The organism is Streptomyces sp. JB150, from assembly GCF_011193355.1.
Lineage (GTDB): Bacteria > Actinomycetota > Actinomycetes > Streptomycetales > Streptomycetaceae > Streptomyces.
Genome location: NZ_CP049780.1, coordinates 4001924 through 4020933 on the forward strand (window position 1 = coordinate 4001924; position 19010 = coordinate 4020933).

General features: G+C 73.4%; 15 protein-coding genes. 9 read left to right on the forward strand and 6 right to left on the reverse strand.

The genetic code is table 11. The features are described from left to right. The first annotated feature begins 179 nt into the window (after window positions 1-179). The 3 genes from G7Z13_RS18715 (at window position 180) to G7Z13_RS18725 (ending at window position 3445) form a co-directional block, all read left to right on the forward strand. Window positions 180-1448 (forward strand): histidine kinase, encoded by a 1269-nt coding sequence (locus G7Z13_RS18715; protein ID WP_166005081.1) that lies wholly within the window; start codon window positions 180-182, stop codon window positions 1446-1448. Then, on the forward strand, window positions 1445-2110 hold the full coding sequence (locus tag G7Z13_RS18720) for a response regulator transcription factor (RefSeq protein WP_166000798.1): 666 nt from the start codon (window positions 1445-1447) through the stop codon (window positions 2108-2110). Before G7Z13_RS18715 ends, G7Z13_RS18720 begins: the two co-directional genes overlap by 4 nt. 129 nt (window positions 2111-2239) lie before the next feature. Further along, window positions 2240-3445: a cytochrome P450 gene (locus G7Z13_RS18725; protein WP_166000800.1), complete on the forward strand. Its 1206-nt coding sequence runs from the start codon at window positions 2240-2242 to the stop codon at window positions 3443-3445. Window positions 3446-3546: 101 nt separating this feature from the next. Here G7Z13_RS18725 and G7Z13_RS18730 read toward each other — a convergent pair whose 3' ends face one another. After that, complete coding sequence (locus G7Z13_RS18730; RefSeq protein WP_166000802.1) at window positions 3547-5163, reverse strand: ABC transporter permease; 1617 nt, start codon at window positions 5161-5163, stop codon at window positions 3547-3549. Next, window positions 5160-6065 carry an ABC transporter ATP-binding protein gene (locus G7Z13_RS18735; RefSeq protein WP_166000804.1) on the reverse strand — a complete coding sequence of 302 codons (906 nt, stop codon included), beginning with the start codon at window positions 6063-6065 and terminating at the stop codon, window positions 5160-5162. The genes G7Z13_RS18730 and G7Z13_RS18735 overlap by 4 nt, the downstream gene beginning before the upstream one ends. A 115-nt stretch (window positions 6066-6180) precedes the next feature. On the opposite strand from G7Z13_RS18735, the gene G7Z13_RS18740 reads away from it, so the two are divergent. Both G7Z13_RS18740 and G7Z13_RS18745 read left to right on the forward strand, forming a co-directional pair. Further along, window positions 6181-6687 carry a MarR family transcriptional regulator gene (locus tag G7Z13_RS18740; RefSeq protein ID WP_206313100.1) on the forward strand — a complete coding sequence of 169 codons (507 nt, stop codon included), beginning with the start codon at window positions 6181-6183 and terminating at the stop codon, window positions 6685-6687. Window positions 6688-6775: 88 nt separating this feature from the next. Beyond that, window positions 6776-7405, forward strand: a complete 630-nt coding sequence (locus G7Z13_RS18745; protein WP_166000808.1) for a Uma2 family endonuclease — start codon at window positions 6776-6778, stop codon at window positions 7403-7405. A gap of 1 nt (window position 7406) precedes the next feature. Here G7Z13_RS18745 and G7Z13_RS18750 read toward each other — a convergent pair whose 3' ends face one another. Continuing rightward, the gene (locus tag G7Z13_RS18750; RefSeq protein WP_166000810.1) at window positions 7407-8288 is read right to left on the reverse strand and encodes a diacylglycerol kinase family protein; all 882 of its coding nucleotides are present in this window, start codon (window positions 8286-8288) and stop codon (window positions 7407-7409) included. Window positions 8289-8475: 187 nt separating this feature from the next. On the opposite strand from G7Z13_RS18750, the gene G7Z13_RS18755 reads away from it, so the two are divergent. The 4 genes from G7Z13_RS18755 (at window position 8476) to G7Z13_RS18770 (ending at window position 15824) form a co-directional block, all read left to right on the forward strand. Next, on the forward strand, window positions 8476-9759 hold the full coding sequence (locus G7Z13_RS18755) for an adenylosuccinate synthase (protein WP_166000812.1): 1284 nt from the start codon (window positions 8476-8478) through the stop codon (window positions 9757-9759). A gap of 242 nt (window positions 9760-10001) precedes the next feature. Then, window positions 10002-10559, forward strand: coding sequence for a heme-binding protein (locus G7Z13_RS18760; RefSeq protein WP_166005083.1), 558 nt, complete (start codon window positions 10002-10004; stop codon window positions 10557-10559). 202 nt (window positions 10560-10761) lie between these two features. Next, entirely contained in the window at window positions 10762-11196 is a 435-nt protein-coding gene (locus G7Z13_RS18765; protein ID WP_166000814.1) for a hypothetical protein, read from the forward strand. 92 nt (window positions 11197-11288) lie between these two features. Further along, the gene (locus G7Z13_RS18770) at window positions 11289-15824 is read left to right on the forward strand and encodes an AAA family ATPase (RefSeq protein WP_166000816.1); all 4536 of its coding nucleotides are present in this window, start codon (window positions 11289-11291) and stop codon (window positions 15822-15824) included. Window positions 15825-15857: 33 nt separating this feature from the next. Here the strand turns inward: G7Z13_RS18770 and G7Z13_RS18775 are convergent, their stop codons facing one another. The 3 genes from G7Z13_RS18775 to G7Z13_RS18785 form a co-directional block, all read right to left on the reverse strand. Further along, entirely contained in the window at window positions 15858-16508 is a 651-nt protein-coding gene (locus tag G7Z13_RS18775; protein WP_166000818.1) for a hypothetical protein, read from the reverse strand. Between the two features lie 182 nt (window positions 16509-16690). Further along, window positions 16691-17392 (reverse strand): GntR family transcriptional regulator, encoded by a 702-nt coding sequence (locus G7Z13_RS18780; RefSeq protein WP_166000820.1) that lies wholly within the window; start codon window positions 17390-17392, stop codon window positions 16691-16693. Between the two features lie 114 nt (window positions 17393-17506). After that, window positions 17507-18871 (reverse strand): aspartate aminotransferase family protein, encoded by a 1365-nt coding sequence (locus G7Z13_RS18785; protein ID WP_166000822.1) that lies wholly within the window; start codon window positions 18869-18871, stop codon window positions 17507-17509. Window positions 18872-19010 lie beyond the last annotated feature (139 nt).

A 19010-nucleotide genomic window follows, 5' to 3' on the forward strand; every position in this document is an offset into this window, starting at 1 on the left:
CTAACGTTCCGCACGTGACCGAGACGCCCCAGACCCACCCGACGCACTCCGCGAGCCGCGCGGAACACGCGGCATCCACACCCCCCACGACATCCGCGAGCTCCACCGGCTCCCCGCATTCCACGGGCTCCACCGGCTCCCCGTACGCCGCCTACAAGCCGCGCAGCCCCGAGTACCGGCTGGCCGCCGACGCCCTGCGCGGCCTGCGGCAGGACCTGTTCCGCGATGCCTTCGCCTACCGCCCGCTGCCCCGCGTGGCGGCGGACGGCCCGCTCACCCGGCGGCTGCGCGGCCGGCTCCGGGAGTACGTGTCGTGGACCCCGCACGCGGTGATCTGCGCCGCCGGCTTCTTCGCGCTGCTCCTGGCGTCCGTCAGCAGCGACGGCGGCAGCGCGGAGCCGATCGTCGCGCTGTGCGCCCTCGCGCCGGTGCTGCTGACCATGGTCCGGCCGGTCGCCGCGTTCTGGGCGTCGATGGCCGCGACGCTGATATGCGGCGTGCTGGGCGGATGGGGCGACTGGCCGTGGCCGCCCGGCGCCTTCCTCTCCCACCTGGTGGTGCTGACGGTCGTCGCGATCCGCACCCGGCCCCGCACGGCGGCCTGGATGTGGCTGCTGACCGGCGTGTACGGGTTCTTCGCCGAGAGCCTCTTCGGCTGGGGCCACTACAGCACCAACACCGCCCCGATGCTGGTCGTCTCGGCCATGGCCCTGCTCGTCGTCACCGTCTGGCACATCCGCCGGGAGGCCGAGCAGGAGGTCACCGCCCAGCAGACGGTGACCGCGCACGAGCGGTCCCGGCGCACGCTGCTGGAGGAGCGCACCACGATCGCCCGGGAGCTGCACGACGTGGTCGCCCACCACATGTCGGTCGTCGCCATCCAGGCCGAGGCCGCCCCCTACCGGGTGGAGAACCCGCCGCCGGAGCTGGAGCGCGCCTTCGCGACGATCCGGGAGAACGCCGTCGCGGCCCTCACCGAACTGCGCCGCGTCCTCGGCGTGGTCCGCGCCGAGGACTACGAGGCCCCGGACGCCCCGCAGCCCACCCTCGCCGACCTGGACGCGCTGCTCGCCAACGTGCGCGACGCCGGCCTGGACGTCGGCAAGACGGTGACCGGAGCGGTGCGCGAACTGCCGCAGGGCGTGGAGCTGTCGGCGTACCGGATCGTGCAGGAGGCGCTGAGCAACACCCTCAGACACGCGCCCGGCGCGAGCGCCCGCGTCGAGATCGGCTACGTCCTCGGCGGGCTGGGCCTGCGCGTGGTCAACACCGCCCCGCCCGCGCCGTCCCTGGTCAAGCCCTCACCGGGCGCCGGCCACGGCATCACCGGGATGCGCGAGCGCGTCTCGATGCTGGGCGGCGAGATGACGGCCGGCCCCACGGACGACGGCGGCTACGAGGTGACGGTGTTCCTGCCCGTCCCGACGGCGAGCGAGGACGACGCATGACCATCCGCGTCCTGGTCGCGGACGACCAGATGCTGGTGCGCGAGGGCTTTTCGGTCCTGCTGAACGCGATGCCGGACATCGAGGTCGTCGGCGAGGCGGTGAACGGCCGCGAGGCGGTCGACCGGGTCCGGGAGCTGTCACCGGACGTCGTGCTGATGGACATCCGGATGCCGGAGCTGAACGGCATCGAGGCGACCCGGGAGATCGTCGCCGCGGACGGCGCGGCGAAGGTGCTGGTGCTGACCACCTTCGACCTCGACGAGTACGTGTACCAGGCGCTGCGCGCGGGAGCCTCCGGGTTCCTGCTGAAGGACGCCTCGGCGCGGCAGCTCGCCGAGGGCGTGCGGGTGGTGGCGTCCGGGGAGGCGCTGCTCGCCCCGTCGGTCACCAAGCGGCTGATCACCGAGTTCTCCAAGCTGGCCGAGGGCCCGAGGGTGCTGCCGCAGGCGCAGCAGGCGTACGGCGACCTCACCGACCGCGAGACGGAGGTGCTGGTCCTCATCGCGCACGGCCTGTCGAACGCGGAGATCGCGCAGCGGCTGGTGGTCGCCGAGTCCACGATCAAGACCCATGTCAGCCGGGTCCTGGTGAAGCTGGGCCTGCGGGACCGCACCCAGGCGGCGGTGTTCGCCTACGAGGCGCGGCTGGTGACACCGGGCTGACCCGGCCGCGAGGGGCCCGGCCGCGAGGGACCTGGCCGCGCGAGCGCGAGGGGACCTGCGCGAGGGGGCGCGGGAACTGGGCATTGCGGCCCCTGGCCAGGGACGGGGCCGCCGGGCTAGCGTCCGGTCATGGCAGCCTTCGACCCGTGGGACCCGGCGTTCCTCGCCGACCCCTACCCCGCCTACGCCGAGCTGCGCGCCCGCGGCCGCGTGCACTACTACGAGCCCACCAACCAGTGGCTGGTCCCGCACCACGCGGACGTCTCGGCGCTGCTGCGGGACCGCCGACTGGGGCGGACGTACCGGCACCGCTTCTCGCACGACGAGTTCGGCCGCACCCCGCCCCCGCCGGAGCAGGAGCCGTTCCACACGCTCAACGACCACGGGATGCTGGACCTGGAGCCGCCGGACCACACCCGCATCCGGCGGCTGGTGTCGAAGGCGTTCACGCCGCGCACGGTGGAGCGGCTGAAGCCGTATGTGGAGGCGCTGGCCGGGGAGCTGGCCGACGGGCTGGTCCGGCGGGGCGGCGGTGATCTGCTGGCCGAGGTCGCCGAGCCGCTGCCGGTCGCGGTGATCGCCGAGATGCTGGGCGTCCCGGAGTCCGACCGGGCGCCACTGCGGCCCTGGTCGGCGGACATCTGCGGGATGTACGAGCTGAACCCGTCGCAGGAGACGGCGGCCAAGGCGGTGCGGGCGTCGGCGGAGTTCTCGGACTACCTCCGGGGGCTGATCGCCGAGCGCCGCAAGGAACCCGGCGACGACCTGATCTCCGGCCTGATCGCGGCGCACGACGAGGGCGACCGGCTCACCGAGCAGGAGATGATCTCGACCTGCGTGCTGCTGCTGAACGCGGGCCACGAGGCGACCGTGAACGCCACGGTCAACGGCTGGTGGGCGCTGCTGCGCCACCCGGACCAGCTCGCGGCGCTGCGCGCGGACCACTCCCTGGTCCCCACCGCGGTCGAGGAGCTGATGCGCTACGACACCCCGCTCCAGCTCTTCGAACGCTGGGTCCTCGACGAGATCGAGATCGAGGGGACGGTGATCCCGCGGGGAGCGGAACTGGCCCTGCTGTTCGGCTCCGCCAACCACGATCCGGCGGTCTTCACCGAGCCCGGCCGCCTCGACCTCACCCGCGCCGACAACCCGCACCTCTCGTTCAGCGCCGGCATCCACTACTGCATCGGCGCCCCGCTGGCCCGTATCGAACTGGCCGCCTCCATGAGGGCACTGCTGGAGCGCGCCCCGACCCTGACCCTGGCCTCGGAGCCGGAACGCAAGCCGAACTTCGTGATCCGGGGACTGGAGGGCCTGGAGGTGAAGATCGCCTAGCGGGCGTCGCGGGCGTCGCGGGCGCCCGCGCCCCCCGGTGCGGCACCCGGTCACTTCAGGAAGCGACCAGGCCTCACGAAGCGACCAGAAGTGACCAGGCCTCACGAAGTGACCAGGTCCCGGCGCCGCAGTCCCGCCAGCCCGGCCGTCACCAGCGCCGCCGCCAGCGCGGTGAGGAGGACCAGCGGCGTCCAGTCCGGCTCCCCGCCCGGCAGCTTCGGGAGGTGGCCGAACGGGGAGAGGTCCAGCACCGCCCGCGGTACGTCCAGCGCGGGCCCGATCCAGCCGAGCAGCAGCGCCGCCCCGGCGACCGCCCACGCGGCCGTCGCCGCCCGGGGCAGCAGACCGTGCAGCAGGACCGCCACCCCGCCGATCACCCACACCGCGGGCACCTGCGCCAGGCACGCGCCCAGCACCGGCCCGACCCGCTCGCCGTGACCCAGGGCGAAGCCCAGCCCCGCCAGCAGCATGATCAGGACCGTACCGCCGAACGCCACGGCGAGATGGCCGGCGGCCCACCGGAGCCGCCCCACCGCGGTCGCCAGCACCGGCTCCGCCCGGCCGGAGGTCTCCTCGCCGTGCAGGCGCAGCACCGAGGCGACGATGTACAGCGCCGCGACCAGTCCCAGCATTCCGATCATGGCCGACAGGAACGCGTCGGTCAGGCCGGCCTGTCCGCCCATCCGCTCGATGATCCGCCGCGCGTTGTCGTTGTCGCCGACCAGGTCGGCCGCGCCCTCTGTCATCCCGCCGTAGACGACACCGGCGAGCAGGAAGCCGATGCTCCAGCCGAGCACGCCGCCCCGTTGCAGCCGCCAGGCGAGCGCGCCCGCGGTGCCGAGGCGTCCGGCGGCCGGACCGGACCGGGCGGGCAGGAAGCTCATGCCGATGTCCCGGCGTCCGGCGAGTGCGTAGGCGACCGCTCCCTGGAGCAGGGCGGCGCCCGCGAACAGCAGCAGCACCCACCACCGTTCGCCGGCGAACGCCCGCAGGTTCTCCAGCCAGCCCAGCGGCGACAGCCAGGTCAGGACGTGCGAGCCGTCGTCGGTGGCCGAGTCGCCCGCGGCGCGCAGCACGAACGCGGTGCCCAGCACCGCCGCCGTGAGCCCGCGGGCCAGCCGGGCGCTCTCGGTGAACTGGGCGACGATCGCCGCCATCGTCGCGAACACCATGCCGGTTCCGGCGACGCCGAGCCCGAAGGCGAGTGCGCCGGTGCCGCCCTGGGCGGCGAGTCCGCCCGCGATCAGCAGCGCGAGGGCGGTGTTGGCGACGGCCGCGGTGAGCAGCGCGGCGGTGAGCGGGGCGCGGCGGCCGACCACCGCGGAGGAGATCAGCTCCTGACGGCCGCTCTCCTCCTCGTCGCGGGTGTGCCGGACGACGAGGAGCAGGCTCGTCACGGCGGCGAGCGCGGCCGCGTAGACCCCGGCGCGCCAGACGGTCAGGGCGCCGTAGGACTCGCCGAAGACCGGGCCGACCATGGCGCGCAGCGAGGCATTGGTCTCCATCTGACGCAGGAGGCCGGCGCGCTCGGCCGCCGTGCCGTACAGGCCCTTGAGCGTGTTCGGCATGGACAGCACCATCAGCGCGTTGACGCCGACCCAGAGCGGGATGGTCAGCCGGTCGCGGCGCAGCGCGAAGCGCAGCAGGGTGCCGGTGCCGGCCAGCGGGCGCGAGCCGCCGCCGGGCCGTGCGGCGAGGACGGTGGCGGCGGCGGTCATCGGGCCGCCTCCGGCGCCGGCTCGTCCTGGTAGTGCCGCAGGAACAGCTCCTCCAGGGTGGGCGGGGTCGAGGTCAGCGAGCGCACGCCCGCCTCGCTGAGCTGCCGCAGTACGGCGTCGAGCTTGTCGGTGTCGACCTGGAGCCGGACCCGCCGCCCCTGGACGTCGAGATCGTGCACGCCGGGCAGCCGGGCCAGCCCGTTCGGCGGTCCGGCCAGCTCGGCGCTGACGCTGGTGCGGGTCAGATGCCGCAGCTCGGCGAGCGATCCGCTCTCCACGGTCCGCCCCTTGCGGATGATGCTGACCCGGTCGCACAGCTCCTCCACCTCGCTGAGGATGTGAGAGGAGAGCAGGATCGTCCGCCCGCGCGCGCGTTCCTCCGCCACGCACCGCTGGAAGACCTCCTCCATCAGCGGGTCGAGTCCGGAGGTCGGCTCGTCGAGGACCAGCAGGTCGACGTCGGAGGCGAACGCGGCGACCAGGGCGACCTTCTGCCGGTTGCCCTTGGAGTACGTCCGGCCCTTCTTCGTCGGGTCCAGCTCGAACCGCTCGGTCAGCTCGGCCCGCCGTCGCGTGTCGAGTCCGCCGCGCAGCCTGCCGTACAGGTCGATGACCTCGCCCCCGGAGAGGTTGCGCCACAGCGTCACGTCGCCGGGGACGTAGGCGATACGGCGGTGCAGGTCCACGGCGTCTGCCCACGGGTCGCGGCCGAGCACCCGCGCGCTGCCGGAGTCGGCGCGCAGCAGGCCGAGCAGGACCCGGATGGCGGTGGACTTGCCGGCTCCGTTGGGCCCGAGGAAGCCGTGGACCTCGCCCGCCTCCACGTCCAGGTCGAGTCCGTCGAGTGCCCGTGTCCGGCCGAACGACTTGCGCAGTCCGGAAACGGTGATGGCCTTCGTCATGCTTCGGAACGTACGCTTCATTCAGAAATTTGTGAAGTTAAGGAAGCGTATAAATCACCGTTAGACTCGGACGGGACCGGCCCGACGGCGCTGAACCGGGGAGATGATCGAGGGCATGACGGACGTAGCCGGAGCGGCGCACGGCGTGGCGCGCGATCCCGAGACGGTCTCCCGGTTCGTGGAGCACTTCGCGGCGCAGCTCGTCGAGGCGGGCGTGCCGCGGATGCCGGCCCGTGTCTTCGCCGCGTTGCTCGCCTCCGACAGCGGCGCCCTCACCTCCGCCGAGCTGGGCGAACAGCTCAGGATCAGCCCCGCCGCGGTCTCCGGCGCCGTCCGCTACCTGGCCCAGGTCCACCTGGTCTCCCGCGAACGCGAGCCCGGCTCCCGGCGCGAGCGCTACCGGGTGCACAACGACCAGTGGTACGAGGCGCTGACCAACCGCGAGGCGATCATCAAGCGCTGGGAGGACGCGCTCCGCGAGGGCGTCACCAGTCTCGGCCCCGACACCCCCGCGGGCCGCCGCCTCGCCGAGACGCTCGCCTTCTTCGAGTTCGTGGAGGACGAGCTGGAGACGCTGATGGCGCGGTGGCGCGAGCGGCGGCAGGAGCTGTTCGGCCGATGACCTCGTGATCCGCCGAAAGGATCACATGACCGTAGTCGTTTCACTACCGCTGGGTGCTGCCTGGTCTGCGGCGAGGGGAGGGCGCATCATGACGTTGATGACTGAGCGACCGACGACAAGCGGCACCGAGGCCGGCAGCTTCGAAGAGCTGCTCGACACCCTCGACAAGTGGGACGTGCCCGGCTTCAGGGCCGAGGTCATCCGGGGGAGCATCGTCTTGTCGCCGTGGTCCAGGGGTTACTACGAGGACGTCATGGAGCTGATCTGCGATCAGCTGCGACCGCACATGCCCGACGGGCACCGCCTCAGTTACAGCCCCTTCCTCTACGTCTTCCCCGGCGAAGAACGCGCCTACGGGCCGGACATCCACGTGGCGCCGCGGCAGATCTTCAGGACGACCAGCACCCGCCTCGACGGCGAAGCCCTGACCCTGGCCGCCGAGCTGACCTCCTCCGCCACCCGCGACGACGACCTGACGGACAAGGTCGTGGTCTACGGCAGGGCCGGTGTCCCCGTGTACCTGCTGCTGGACATGCAGGAGGAGCAGGCCACCGTCTTCTGGGACCCCTCTCCCAAGGGGTACGAATCCCGTCAGACGAGGCCGTTCGGGGAGAAACTGACCCTGCCCGCCCCGTTCCGGTGCGCCCTCGACACCAGCGGCTTCCGGGCGCCCCGGCAGCAGGCCGAAGAGCGCGAGCGGGAACAGGCCGGGGACTGACTCACCCGCCCGGCGCCGGGACCATCAACCCCAGTGCCCCCTCCGACACCGTCCACGTCCGGCGCCGCACCGGCCCGGTGACCTGGGTGTCGGCGCGGTAGCGGAAGGCGGGACCGGTCACCGTGATCCTGCGGCCCTCCGCGCGCAGCGGCGTGGCCGCCGCGCCCACCGACAGGGGGCGTACCTCGACCTCGGCGAGGCCGGAGGGGCCCGGGATCACCGAGACGGCCGTCAGGGGCTGGCCGAGGTCCACCAGGGTGCGCCCGTCGACCTCGACCCGCAGCCGGGCCGGCCCGGCGGGGCTCGGCGGGGCGACGGTGGCCACCCGGGCGGGGCGCGGCGGTACGAGGGTGCGGACCAGTGACTGGCAGGTCCGCAGCCACGGCCGGCTCACCGCGGTGGCCCCCTCCGGTGCCGTACGCCCGCCCGGCAGCGGCGGGATGCCGACCCCGCCGACCACCACCCCGTCGCTGTCGTCCACGAGCAGGTCCAGCCGCCGCTCCGCGCCCTCCAGCACCGCCCGCGCCGCCGCCACCGTGCCCGTCGGCACCCCGAGGGACCGGGCCAGCGACAGCACCCCGGAACCGCTGCCGACCGGCACCAGCGACAGCACACATCCGGCCAGGTCCCGCTGCCGGTGCAGAACGGACACGGCCCGCACCAGCGCCCGGTCGTCACCGACCACGACCGGGCGCCGGGAGCCGCGCCGGGCGAGCATCCGGGCGAATTCCTCCGGACCGTCCGGCAGGCACACCTTGGTGGCCGCACCCGCGCTGAGCACGTCTTTCGCGATTCGCGCGGACTCCGAGTCCACTCGCCGGGCAACCGGATCGATGATCACCAACAGCTGCTCGGACGTCGCGGAAGTCGCCACCTCGGTCATGCCTCGCTTCCTCGGGTAGCATCTTTGTGCAAGAGCCCCTTGCGCTATTGCGCCAGGGGCTTCGTCTATTCCGGGGCATCCGGTCCGACGGGTTGCGGCCAAAGAAGGTCGCCGGTGTACGAGGCACACTCCGTGTCACGCGCACCCCTGACCTTGGACATGCCCCGCCCGGAAGGGGTGTACGCGCGTGCCCGCACTTGTGCTGCTCGGTGCTCAGTGGGGTGACGAAGGCAAGGGAAAGGCGACGGACCTGCTCGGTGGATCCGTCGACTACGTGGTGCGTTACCAGGGCGGCAACAACGCCGGCCACACGGTAGTCGTGGGCGATCAGAAGTACGCCCTCCACCTGCTCCCTTCCGGAATCCTGTCCCCCGGCTGTACGCCGGTCATCGGTAACGGCGTCGTCGTCGACCCGTCGGTCCTGCTCTCCGAGCTGAGCGGGCTGAACGAGCGCGGCGTCGACACGTCGAAGCTCCTGATCAGCGGTAACGCGCACATCATCACGCCGTACAACGTGACCGTCGACAAGGTGACGGAACGCTTCCTCGGCAAGCGCAAGATCGGCACCACCGGCCGCGGCATCGGCCCGACCTACGCCGACAAGATCAACCGCGTGGGCATCCGCGTCCAGGACCTCTACGACGAGTCGATCCTGCGCCAGAAGGTCGAGGCGGCGCTCGACGTCAAGAACCAGATCCTCACCAAGCTGTACAACCGCCGCGCCATCGCCGTGGACCAGGTGGTCGAGGAGCTGCTGGGCTACGCGGAGCAGATCCGGCCGTACGTCGCCGACACCGTCCTCGTGCTGAACAAGGCGCTCGACGAGGACAAGGTCGTGCTCTTCGAGGGCGGCCAGGGCACCCTCCTCGACATCGACCACGGCACGTACCCGTTCGTGACCTCGTCGAACCCGACCGCGGGCGGCGCCTGCACCGGCGCCGGCGTGGGCCCGACCCGGATCAGCCGCGTCATCGGCATCCTCAAGGCGTACACCACGCGCGTCGGCGCCGGCCCGTTCCCGACCGAGCTGTTCGACGAGGACGGCGAGGCACTGCGCCGAATCGGCGGCGAGCGGGGCGTCACCACCGGCCGCGACCGCCGCTGCGGCTGGTTCGACGCGGTCATCGCCCGCTACGCGACCCGCGTGAACGGCCTGACCGACTTCTTCCTCACCAAGCTCGACGTGCTCACCGGCTGGGAGCAGATCCCCGTCTGCGTCGCCTACGAGATCGACGGCAAGCGCGTCGAGGAGCTGCCGTACTCGCAGACCGACTTCCACCACGCGAAGCCGATCTACGAGATGCTGCCGGGCTGGTCGGAAGACATCAGCAAGGCCAAGACCTTCTCCGACCTGCCGAAGAACGCCCAGGCGTACGTCAAGGCGCTGGAGGAGATGTCCGGCGCCCCGATCTCCGCGATCGGCGTGGGCCCGGGCCGGGACGAGACGATCCAGATCAACTCGTTCATCTGAGTCGTTCGTCCGAGGCACGCGAGAAGCCAGAAGCACCCGCGGAACCGGACCGCGGAACCGAGGACCCCGCCGTGCACCGGCGGGGTCCTCGGGCGTCCGGCGTCCCTGGGCGGCCGAGGGCTCCGGGCGCCGGGGTCATCCGTTCGGTGGACCCCCGCCTCGTCCCTTCCGGGCGCCGGACGTACCCGGTGCGCCGACGGGCCGGCCCGGCGGGCGGCCACAGCATGGACGTCATGCAGAACATCAAGCGCATCCCCCGCCGCACCCGCCTCCTCACCGGCGGTGCCCTCGTCGCCGCCGTCACCCTCGGTACCGTCGGCGCGGTCTCCGCCGGTGCCGGCTCCCCGGCCCACGGCGCCCCCGCCGCCGTTCAGGCCGACGCGGGGAACCGGGACCTGTTCCAGACCTCCCACCTGACGATCGACGCCGCGACCGAGACCGCGCGGGCCGCGCTGGACGCCGCCGGGCAGGAGGGGCAGCGGGTCACCGTCGCCGTCGTCGACCGCGACGGCAACACGCTCGTCACCCTGCGCGGCGACGGCGCCGGACCGCAGTCCTACGAGTCCGCCGAGCGCAAGGCGTACACCGCCGTCTCCTGGAACGCCCCCACCTCCGAGCTGGCCAGGCGGCTGCAGAACGCGCCGAACCTGAACGACATCCCCGGCACGCTCTTCCTCGCCGGCGGCGTGCCCGTCACCGCCAAGGGCGCCCCCGTCGCGGGCATCGGCGTCGCGGGCGCGCCCTCGGGCGACCTGGACGAGAAGTTCGCGCGGGCCGGCGCCGCCGCCCTGGACGACTGACCCGGCCGCCGTGCGCGGTACGCCCACCGCGCTGCGCCACCTGACCCGCCCGGCGAGTTCCCCCACCCTCCGCATCACCGTGCTGTGACTGTGATGTGCCGGGAACTGGCAAGTGGGTAAAGGGAGTTGGGGAGAGAGGGACACGTGAGCGGCGGGTGCGGCGCGAGCGGTACGGCCGCGGCCGCCGGGGGAGGAGCGGGGGATGCGGTTCACACTCGGCGTGCAGGCGGCGAGCGGCGACCACGCGGGCGCCACGGACGAGTTGTACGACTGGCTGCGGCAGGATCCCGAACTGCGCGGCGTGGTGCGGCGCGACCTCGCGGACAGCGCGCCCGAGGGAGCGATGGGCGGTGCGTGGAGCGAGCTGCTCACCCTGCTGCTCGCCCCCGGCGGGCCCACCGCGGCGGCCGGCGCCGCCCTCGTCGTCTGGCTGCAGAACCGGCGCAGCAACGTGACCGTCACCATCAACCGGCCGGACGGCACCCAGCTGGTGGTCGCGTCCGAGAAGGTGCGGCCGCTGACCGCGGAGGGCACCGGCGAACTGGCCCAGCGGGTGGCGGAGGCCCTGCGGGAGCCCGCGGCCGGAGGCGACCCGGCCCCCGAGGACGGCTCCCGGCGGGCCGACGGGGCGCGCTGACCATGCCGTTGGACGGAAGTGCCGCGCCGTCGGGGGGACGGTCCACGCCCTCGGGGCGAGGGCCGGACCTGACCGGGCCCGGCTGTCACGCGGTGGTGGTCGGCACGGGCACCCACCCGGGCGACCGGCTGCACGATCTCCCGGCGGCCGTCCCCTCGGCGCAGGCGCTGGCCGAGACGCTGCGCACCCACTGCGGCATGGGCGACCGGGTCCGCCTGCTGACGGATCCCGCCTCGCCCAGCGACGTGCTGGAGGCGCTCGCGGAGGCCGTCGACCGGGCGGCACCCACCGAGGAGCGGCCCGAGAGCGGCATCGTCGTGTTCTGCTTCGTCGGCCACGGTCTGCGCGGGCCGGGCGGACGGCTGTATCTGGCCACGGCCGCGACCAAGTCCCTCACCGACACCGCGCACTCGGTGCCCTACGCCGAGATCGAGCGCTACCTCGGCGACACCGCCGCCGCCGACCCGGTGCTCGTCCTCGACTGCTGCTTCGCCGGGAACGCCCGGGAACCCGGCCGCACCCCCGGCCCGGATCCGTTCGGCGCGTCCCGCCCCCAGGGCAGCTATCTGCTCGGCTCCGCCCAGCGCAACACCCTCGCCTACGCCCCCAAGGGCGCTGAGTACACCCTGTTCACGGGCCACCTGCTGAGGCTGCTGCGCGAGGGCGACGCGGGCGCGGCCCGCCTGCTGACGCTCGGCGGGGTCTACCGGCTGCTCGACCAGCGGCTCCAGGGCGAGGCGGCCCGACCCTACGGCGGCGGCACCGCCCGCATGGCTGAACTGGTCCTCACCGAGAACCGCCGCTATCGCGCGCAGCCCGCGGCGGACGGCCCGGCGGCGCCGGACGACGACGCGGACGCCGTGTGCCCGTATCCGGGCCTGCGCCCGTTCCTGCCCGAACAGCACCACCTCTTCTTCGGCCGCGAGGAGATGACCGAGCGGCTGCTGGCCAGGGTCGCCGCGACCCGGCCCGGGGAACCGCTGGTCCTCCTCGGCAACTCCGGCGTCGGCAAGTCGTCGCTGCTGCGGGCCGGGCTGAGCGTGACGGCCCAGCGCGCCGGACTGGGTCCGGTGTGTCTGGTGCCCGCACCGGGCGCGCGGCCGTTCCGGCGGCTCGCCGAGGCGTGGGCGCAGGCCGTGGGCCGCCCGCTCGCCGACGTCGTACGCGATCTGGAGCGGGGACGCTTCACCCCGGCGCGGACCGAGCGGCAGGGGCAGACCGGGCCGCAGGGGCAGGCCGGGGGACAGGGCAGACCCGTGCCCGGGATCCTCGTCGTCGACCAGCTGGAGCAGTACTTCACGCACGGCGCCGACGAGGACGAGCGCGCCCGGTTCGCCGCCGCGCTCACCGCGGCCGGCGGCCCGCGCGTGGTGCTGGCGCTGCGCGCCGACTACCACGGTGACGTCCTCGGCGACCCGCACCTCGCCCCGTTCGCGGAACGCGGCCACTTCGTCGTCCCCGCCCTGAACGACGCCGAGATCGAGGCGGCCATCGTCGAGCCCGCCCGGTACGCCGGGCTGCAGTGGGAGGCGGGCGTCCCGCGCATCCTGCTGCGCGAGGTGAACGAGGAACGGCGCGGCGGACGCACCGGCGACGCGGCGGCCCTGCCGTATCTGGCGTACGTCCTCCAGGAGATCTGGCTGCGGCGGCGCGGCAGGACGCTCACCTACGCCGCGTACCAGGAGGCGGGCGGCATCCGCGACGCGGTGGCGCGCGCCGCCGACCGGATCCACGACCACCTCGACGAGGACGGCCGCCGGCGGCTGCGCGCCCTGATGCTCGCCATGGTGCAGGTCGCCGACGGCGAGGGCCGGCTGGTGCGCCGCAGGGTGCCGCGCGAGGAACTGGCCGACGCGCGGGACCTGCTGCGCCTCCTCGCCGACGCCCACCTGGTCGTCGTGGACGAGGACGGCGGGGCACAGCTCGGCCACGACTCGCTGCTGCACGCCTGGCAGCGGTTGACCGGCTGGATCGAGGAGGCCCGCGGCGATCTGCTGCGGCTGCGGCGGCTGACGGCCGCGGCGGAGGGCTGGGACGAGGGCGGACGCGGGCCCAGCGGCCTGTGGCGGGGCTTCGACCTGCGCGAGGCGCGCGAGCTGGCCGCCGGCCGGACGGCCGGGGCGGCGCCCGTACGGCAGGTGGTGCGCGACTTCGTCGCCGCGAGCGAGGCCGCCGAGCGGCGGCGCCGCCGCGCCGTCCGCGCGTGGGTCTCCGTGCTGTCGGTGCTGACCCTGCTGGCGGCCTCCCTGGCGGGCTGGGCGTTCTACGAGAACGGGCAGGCGGCGAGCCGGGAGCGGGCGCTGATCGCCAAGGAGATCGCCAACCGTGCCGACCGCATCCGCGACCGTGACCCCGGGACGGCGCTGCGCCTCAGCCTGGCCGCGTACAACACGGCCGAGACGGCGGAGACCCGCTCCGGTCTGTACGCGTCGGCGATCACCCTGACACCGGTGCACCTCACTCCGGCGAAGCCCCACCGCGAGCCCGTGCTGAACCTCGCCTACCGCCCGGACGGCAAGGCACTGGCCGCGAGCCACCGGGACGGCCGGGTGCGGCTGTGGGACCTGTCGGACCCCGGGCGGCCGGTGGAGGCGGGCCACTTCCGGCTGAACGGCCGACCCGCCCTCGCCCACCACCCCGCCAGGCCGCTGCTGGCCGCGCAGACGGGTACGGAACTGACCTTGTGGAACACCGCGGACCCCCATCGGCCCCGGCGGCTGGTGCGCCTGCCGGTCGAGAGGAGCAGGACGGCGTTCAGCGTGGCGTTCAGCGGGGACGGCCGGACCCTGGCGTCCGGCGGCGACAAGGGCCGGCTGTGGCTGTGGGACGTCTCCGACCCGGCGCGGCCGGCGCTGCGCGCGCAGCGCACGGTGGCCGAGGCCGGGCTGATCTCCCTGGCGTTCACCCGAAACGGTCACCACCTGATCACCGGCAACGGCAACGGGCCGGGTGCGAACGGGCATCCCGCCCAGGTGCGGCTCTGGGACCTGACCGACCCCGGCCGGCCCGACCTGCTGGACACCGAGCGGGCCGACTCGGTCATGTCCGTGGCCGTCCACCCGCGCCGCGACCTGGTCGTCGCGAACGGCGGCGGGGGAGTGACGGCCTGGTGGCGGGTGGTGGACGGACGGGAACTGCGGCGGGTGCACGCCGAGGACTACCTGGACAGGTGGGGCGCCTCCATGGGCATGCCGCAGCTCGACTTCAGCCCGGACGGCAGGTTCCTGGCGGGGGCGGACCGCGGCGAGGGCGTACGCCGGCTCACGGCGACGGCCACGGCGGCCGACCTGGCGAAGGCAAAGCCGGAACTCCCCGTGCTGTCCGCGGGGCAGCCGGTCCAGTCGGTCGCCTACAGCCCGGACAGCCGCTATCTGGCCGCCGGTGAGGTGGGCGGCGAGATCCGGCTGTGGACCGAACACGCCTGGGCGCCCGCGCTCCCCGGCTACCTGCCCGTGCAGGAGCTGGAGGGCACGAGCCCCATCAGCGCGGACGGCAGGCTGCTCATCACCAAGGAGGAGGAGCCGGACCACTCCTGGACCACGCGGATCTGGTCCGTCGGCGACCACGGCTCGCCGAAACCGCGCTACACCCTCCCGAAGGGCTGGGAGGCGAACTGGTTCCTGACCGGCCGGCGTGGCGACCCGGTCCTGCTGGCCCACCACTGGACGGGAGGGCTCGACCACGCCCTGCAGCTCTGGCGGTTCGGCGCCGAGGGACCACCGCGCAGGAGCCCGAGCATCCGGTACACCGCCGACGTCTCGCACATCGCCGTGAGCCCCGACAACCGGCTGCTGGCCGTGGGCTCGCGGGAGGAGCCGACCATCGCCCTGTGGGACATCAGCGACCCCGCGAAGCCGGTACGCCGCGCCGACATCCCCGCGCAGGCGAAGGGCGGGCTCTTCGCGTCGGGACACCTGTGGTTCGCGGGCCCGCACACCGTCGTGACCGTCGAGAACCGATGGCACCTGCGGTTCTGGGACGTCTCCGACCCCGACCACCCCCGCATGGGCGACATGATCGAGGACGGGGCGCTGGGCGAGGGCGCGATGTACGACGACACCTCGAAGCTGCTCATCACCGAGGAGAGCGGCCACACGATCCGGCTGTACGACCTGTCCCGGCCCGCGCGTCCGGTGGAGGGCGGCCGGATCCCGGCCGCTCCCGAGAGTTACTTCCCCGCCGGGAAGGACGAACTCGCGACTGCGGTCGCCGACGGCACGATCGAGTTCTGGGACGTCTCCGATCCGGGCAACCCGAGAAAGAAGCGCAAGACCGTGCACCTCGACCGCGCCATCACGTCTCTCGCCGTCACCGCCGACCGCCGCCACGCCATCACCGGCAGTCCCTACCGCCTCTGGTCCCTGGGCCGCGACGGCCGCTGGTCGACCCCGGAGTTCGCCACTCTGGAGGCTGCGCAATCCGTCCGGCTGCCCTCGGGCAGGGGCTGGCTGGCCGTCACCACCAAGATCGACGCTCCCGGCCTGTCCGACGACGAGAACACCTACATCCTCGATTACGACACCGACCGCCTCTACGAGGCCATGTGCCGCACACTCTCCGTCAGCCTGTCGCAGGACCGCTGGGAGGCCCTGTTCCCGCACCTGGAGCACCGCGACTCCTGCGGCTGAGGGCCGAGGGCCGGCCGGCAGGTCCCGCGGGGGTCAGCTGAAGACGATCATCGACCCCTGCGCCAGACTCCGCGTCGCCGCCGCGTGCAGCCCCAGCCAGACGTGCCGCTCGCGGGCGAACGGGCTCGGATCGTACGGCGCCGGGACGGCGGGCTCCTCCAACTCGGTCGGCCCGAGCGGCGGTTGCGGGGCCGCCGGGGGGTTGGCCGGGTCGATGCCGAGGGCGGGGGCGACGAACTCCAGCTCGCGCAGCAGCGTCTGCGAGGAGCCCAGCGGGCCGCCGCCCGCGAGGAGGTCGTCGTTGGACAGGGGGTGCGGGAAGTCGACGGGGACGTAGGCGCCCGCGTGGTCGTAGTGCCAGACCAGGTGGGACTGCTGGGCCGTCGACTCGAACATCTCCAGCAACTGCTCGTAGTCGCCGCCCAGTTCGTCGACCGGGGTGACGGGCAGCCCGCAGACCTGGAGCAGATAGGCCCGGCGCAGGAAGTGCAGCGCGTCGTAGTCGAACCCGGCGACCGGGGCGACCTCGCCGGACAGGCCCGGCATGTACTGGTACACCGGCACCGGCGGCAGCCCGGCCGCGGCGAGCGCCTGGTTGTATTGCGCGAGTTCCTCGGCGAAGGGGTTGTCCGGTGTGTGGCACAACACGTCGACGAGCGGGACCAGCCACAGGTCACAGGCCAAAGAGGGCTCCTCGGGTACGAGCGCGCAGGTGGTCAGGGAAGCGTAATCGGTGGGGGCCGCACGGGTCCCCACCCGTACCGGTCCCCTCTCGTACCGGTCCCATACCCACAACGGCCGCCCACCGCCCGTCGGCCGAGCGTCAGCCGGCCACCGACGCCCGCCGGCGGGCCGCCGGCCGAGTGTCAGTCGCCCGCCAGCCGTTCGATCAGCGTCAGCGCGTGCGTGTTGTACGCGGCGATGAGCGCCCGCGCGGTGTCGGTGTCGCGGCGCGCCAGGGCGTCCACCAGTTCGGTGTGCCCGGCCCACAACTGTCCGCGCAGATCGGTCAGCCGACGCAGGTGCTGCACGGCGCACACCCAGGACTGCACGCGCAGCCGGTGCAGGAAGTCGGCGAGGTAGGGGTTGCCGAACAGGCCGCTCAGCTCGCGCCAGAAGCGCAGGTCGTAGCCGATGAGGACGGTGAGGTCCCCGGCGGTGGCGGCGCGCTGGGCCTCCTCGCCGCGCCGCCGCACCCCGGCGAGCGCGGTCGCGGTGCGCGGGTCGTCGGGGTCACGGAAGCCGCGGTGGCCCTCGCCGAGCGCCTGGAACATGCCGTCGGTGACCAGGCTGCGGGCCTCGACCAGACCGCGGAAGTCCTCGACGGAGTACTCGCGGACGTGGAAGCCGCGGTGCTGGTCGGCCTCCAGCAGGCCCTGCGCCGACAGGTCGACCAGCGCCTCGCGCACCGGGGTCGCGGAGACCCCGTACTGGTCGGCGATCTCCCTGACGGTGAACTCCTGCCCCGGCTGAAGCCGCCCCGCCAGCACCTCGTCGCGCAACGCGTCCGCGATCTGCTGCCGCAGGGTGCTACGGGTCACAGCGCCGTGGCCGCCGGTGCCGGGCATGGTGGGGGAACTCCCTCGTGCGTGCGGATGGCAGGGCACGGTTGTGCCCACGAGCACGCCACCTTACGCGCTCCCCCCACCATGGGTAACGGGTCACGCCGCCACCCGGGCCGCCTACTCGGTCACGTACTCGTCGGCCACCGCGAGCGCCGCGTCCAGCGCCGCCAGACCTTCCTTCAGCTCGGCCTCGGTGACGTTGCACGGCGGCACGACATGGGTGCGGTTCATGTTGATGAACGGCCAGATGCCGTGGGCCTTGGCGGCGGCGCCGAACGCGGCCATCGGGGCGTTCGCCTCCCCGGTCGCGTTGTACGGCACGAGCGGCTCGCGGGTCTCCCGGTTCTTCACCAGCTCCAGCGCCCAGAACATGCCGACGCCGCGCACCTCGCCCACGCTCGGGTGCCGCGCGGCCAGCTCCCGCAGCCCCGGCTCCACGACCTCGGCGCCGAGCCGCGCCGCGTGCTCGACCACGCCCTCCTCCGCCATCACGTTGATCGTGGCGACGGCGGCGGCGCAGGCGAGGGGGTGCCCGGAGTAGGTGAGCCCGCCCGGGTAGGGGCGCTTGGCGAAGGTCTCCGCGATGGCGCCGGAGATCGCGACGCCGCCCAGCGGGACGTAGCCGCTGTTCACGCCCTTGGCGAAGGTCATCAGGTCGGGGGTGACGCCGAACAGGTCGGCGGCGAACCACTCACCGGTGCGCCCGAAGCCCGCCATCACCTCGTCGAGGACGAAGACGATGCCGTACTTGTCGCAGAGCTCGCGCACCCCGGCGAGGTAGCCGGGCGGCGGCACCATGATCCCGGCCGTGCCCGGGATGGTCTCCAGGACGATCGCGGCGATCGTCTGCGGCCCCTCGAAGGCGATCGTCGTCTCCAGGTGCTCCAGCGCCCGCGCGCACTCCTGCTCCTCGGTCTCGGCGTAGAACCGGGAGCGGTAGAGGAAGGGCGCCCAGAAGTGCACCACGCCGGCCGTTCCGCTGTCGCTGGCCCAGCGGCGCGGGTCGCCGGTGACGTTGACCGCCTGCTGGGTGCCGCCGTGGTACGAGCGGTAGGCGGAGAGCACCTTGGGGCGGCCGGTGTGCAGCCGGGCCATGCGCACTGCGTGCTCGACGGCGTCGGCGCCGCCGTTGGTGAAGAAGATCTTGTCCAGGTCGCCGGGGGTGCGTTCGGCGATCAGCCGGGCGGCCTCCGAGCGCGCCTCGACGGCGAACGCGGGCGCGAAGGTGGTCAGCTTCGCGGCCTGCTCCTGGATCGCGGCGACGACCTTGGGGTGCTGGTAGCCGATGTTCGTGTAGACGAGGCCGCTGGTGAAGTCCAGGTAGCGCTTGCCGTCGTAGTCCCAGAAGTACGACCCCTCGGCGCCGGCGACGGCGAGCGGGTCGATGAGCTCCTGCGCGGACCAGGAGTGGAAGACGTGCGCGCGGTCCGCGGCCTTCACGGCGGCGCCGGCCCGGGCGTCGGGAACGGGATGAGGGGTCATGCGGCCGAGCGTAGATGTCCGCCGTGCGGACGCGGTATCGGCGTCCTGTCTGTGGTCAGGGCCTTTCCGCGACAGGTTGTCGACGGATGACGGGCCCCGGCGCCCTCGATCTGTTGACAGGAAGCTGTCGAAATGACAG

Bases quoted from the DNA above. Each gene is read 5' to 3' on its own strand.
- G7Z13_RS18720 (WP_166000798.1), top strand. From the start codon at position 1,445: ATGACCATCCGCGTCCTGGTCGCGGACGACCAGATGCTGGTGCGCGAG.
- G7Z13_RS18725 (WP_166000800.1), top strand. From the start codon at position 2,240: ATGGCAGCCTTCGACCCGTGGGACCCGGCGTTCCTCGCCGACCCCTAC.
- G7Z13_RS18730 (WP_166000802.1), bottom strand. From the start codon at position 5,163: ATGACCGCCGCCGCCACCGTCCTCGCCGCACGGCCCGGCGGCGGCTCG.
- G7Z13_RS18735 (WP_166000804.1), bottom strand. From the start codon at position 6,065: ATGACGAAGGCCATCACCGTTTCCGGACTGCGCAAGTCGTTCGGCCGG.
- G7Z13_RS18740 (WP_206313100.1), top strand. From the start codon at position 6,181: ATGACGGACGTAGCCGGAGCGGCGCACGGCGTGGCGCGCGATCCCGAG.
- G7Z13_RS18745 (WP_166000808.1), top strand. From the start codon at position 6,776: ATGACGTTGATGACTGAGCGACCGACGACAAGCGGCACCGAGGCCGGC.
- G7Z13_RS18750 (WP_166000810.1), bottom strand. From the start codon at position 8,288: ATGACCGAGGTGGCGACTTCCGCGACGTCCGAGCAGCTGTTGGTGATC.
- G7Z13_RS18765 (WP_166000814.1), top strand. From the start codon at position 10,762: ATGCGGTTCACACTCGGCGTGCAGGCGGCGAGCGGCGACCACGCGGGC.
- G7Z13_RS18780 (WP_166000820.1), bottom strand. From the start codon at position 17,392: ATGCCCGGCACCGGCGGCCACGGCGCTGTGACCCGTAGCACCCTGCGG.
- G7Z13_RS18785 (WP_166000822.1), bottom strand. From the start codon at position 18,871: ATGACCCCTCATCCCGTTCCCGACGCCCGGGCCGGCGCCGCCGTGAAG.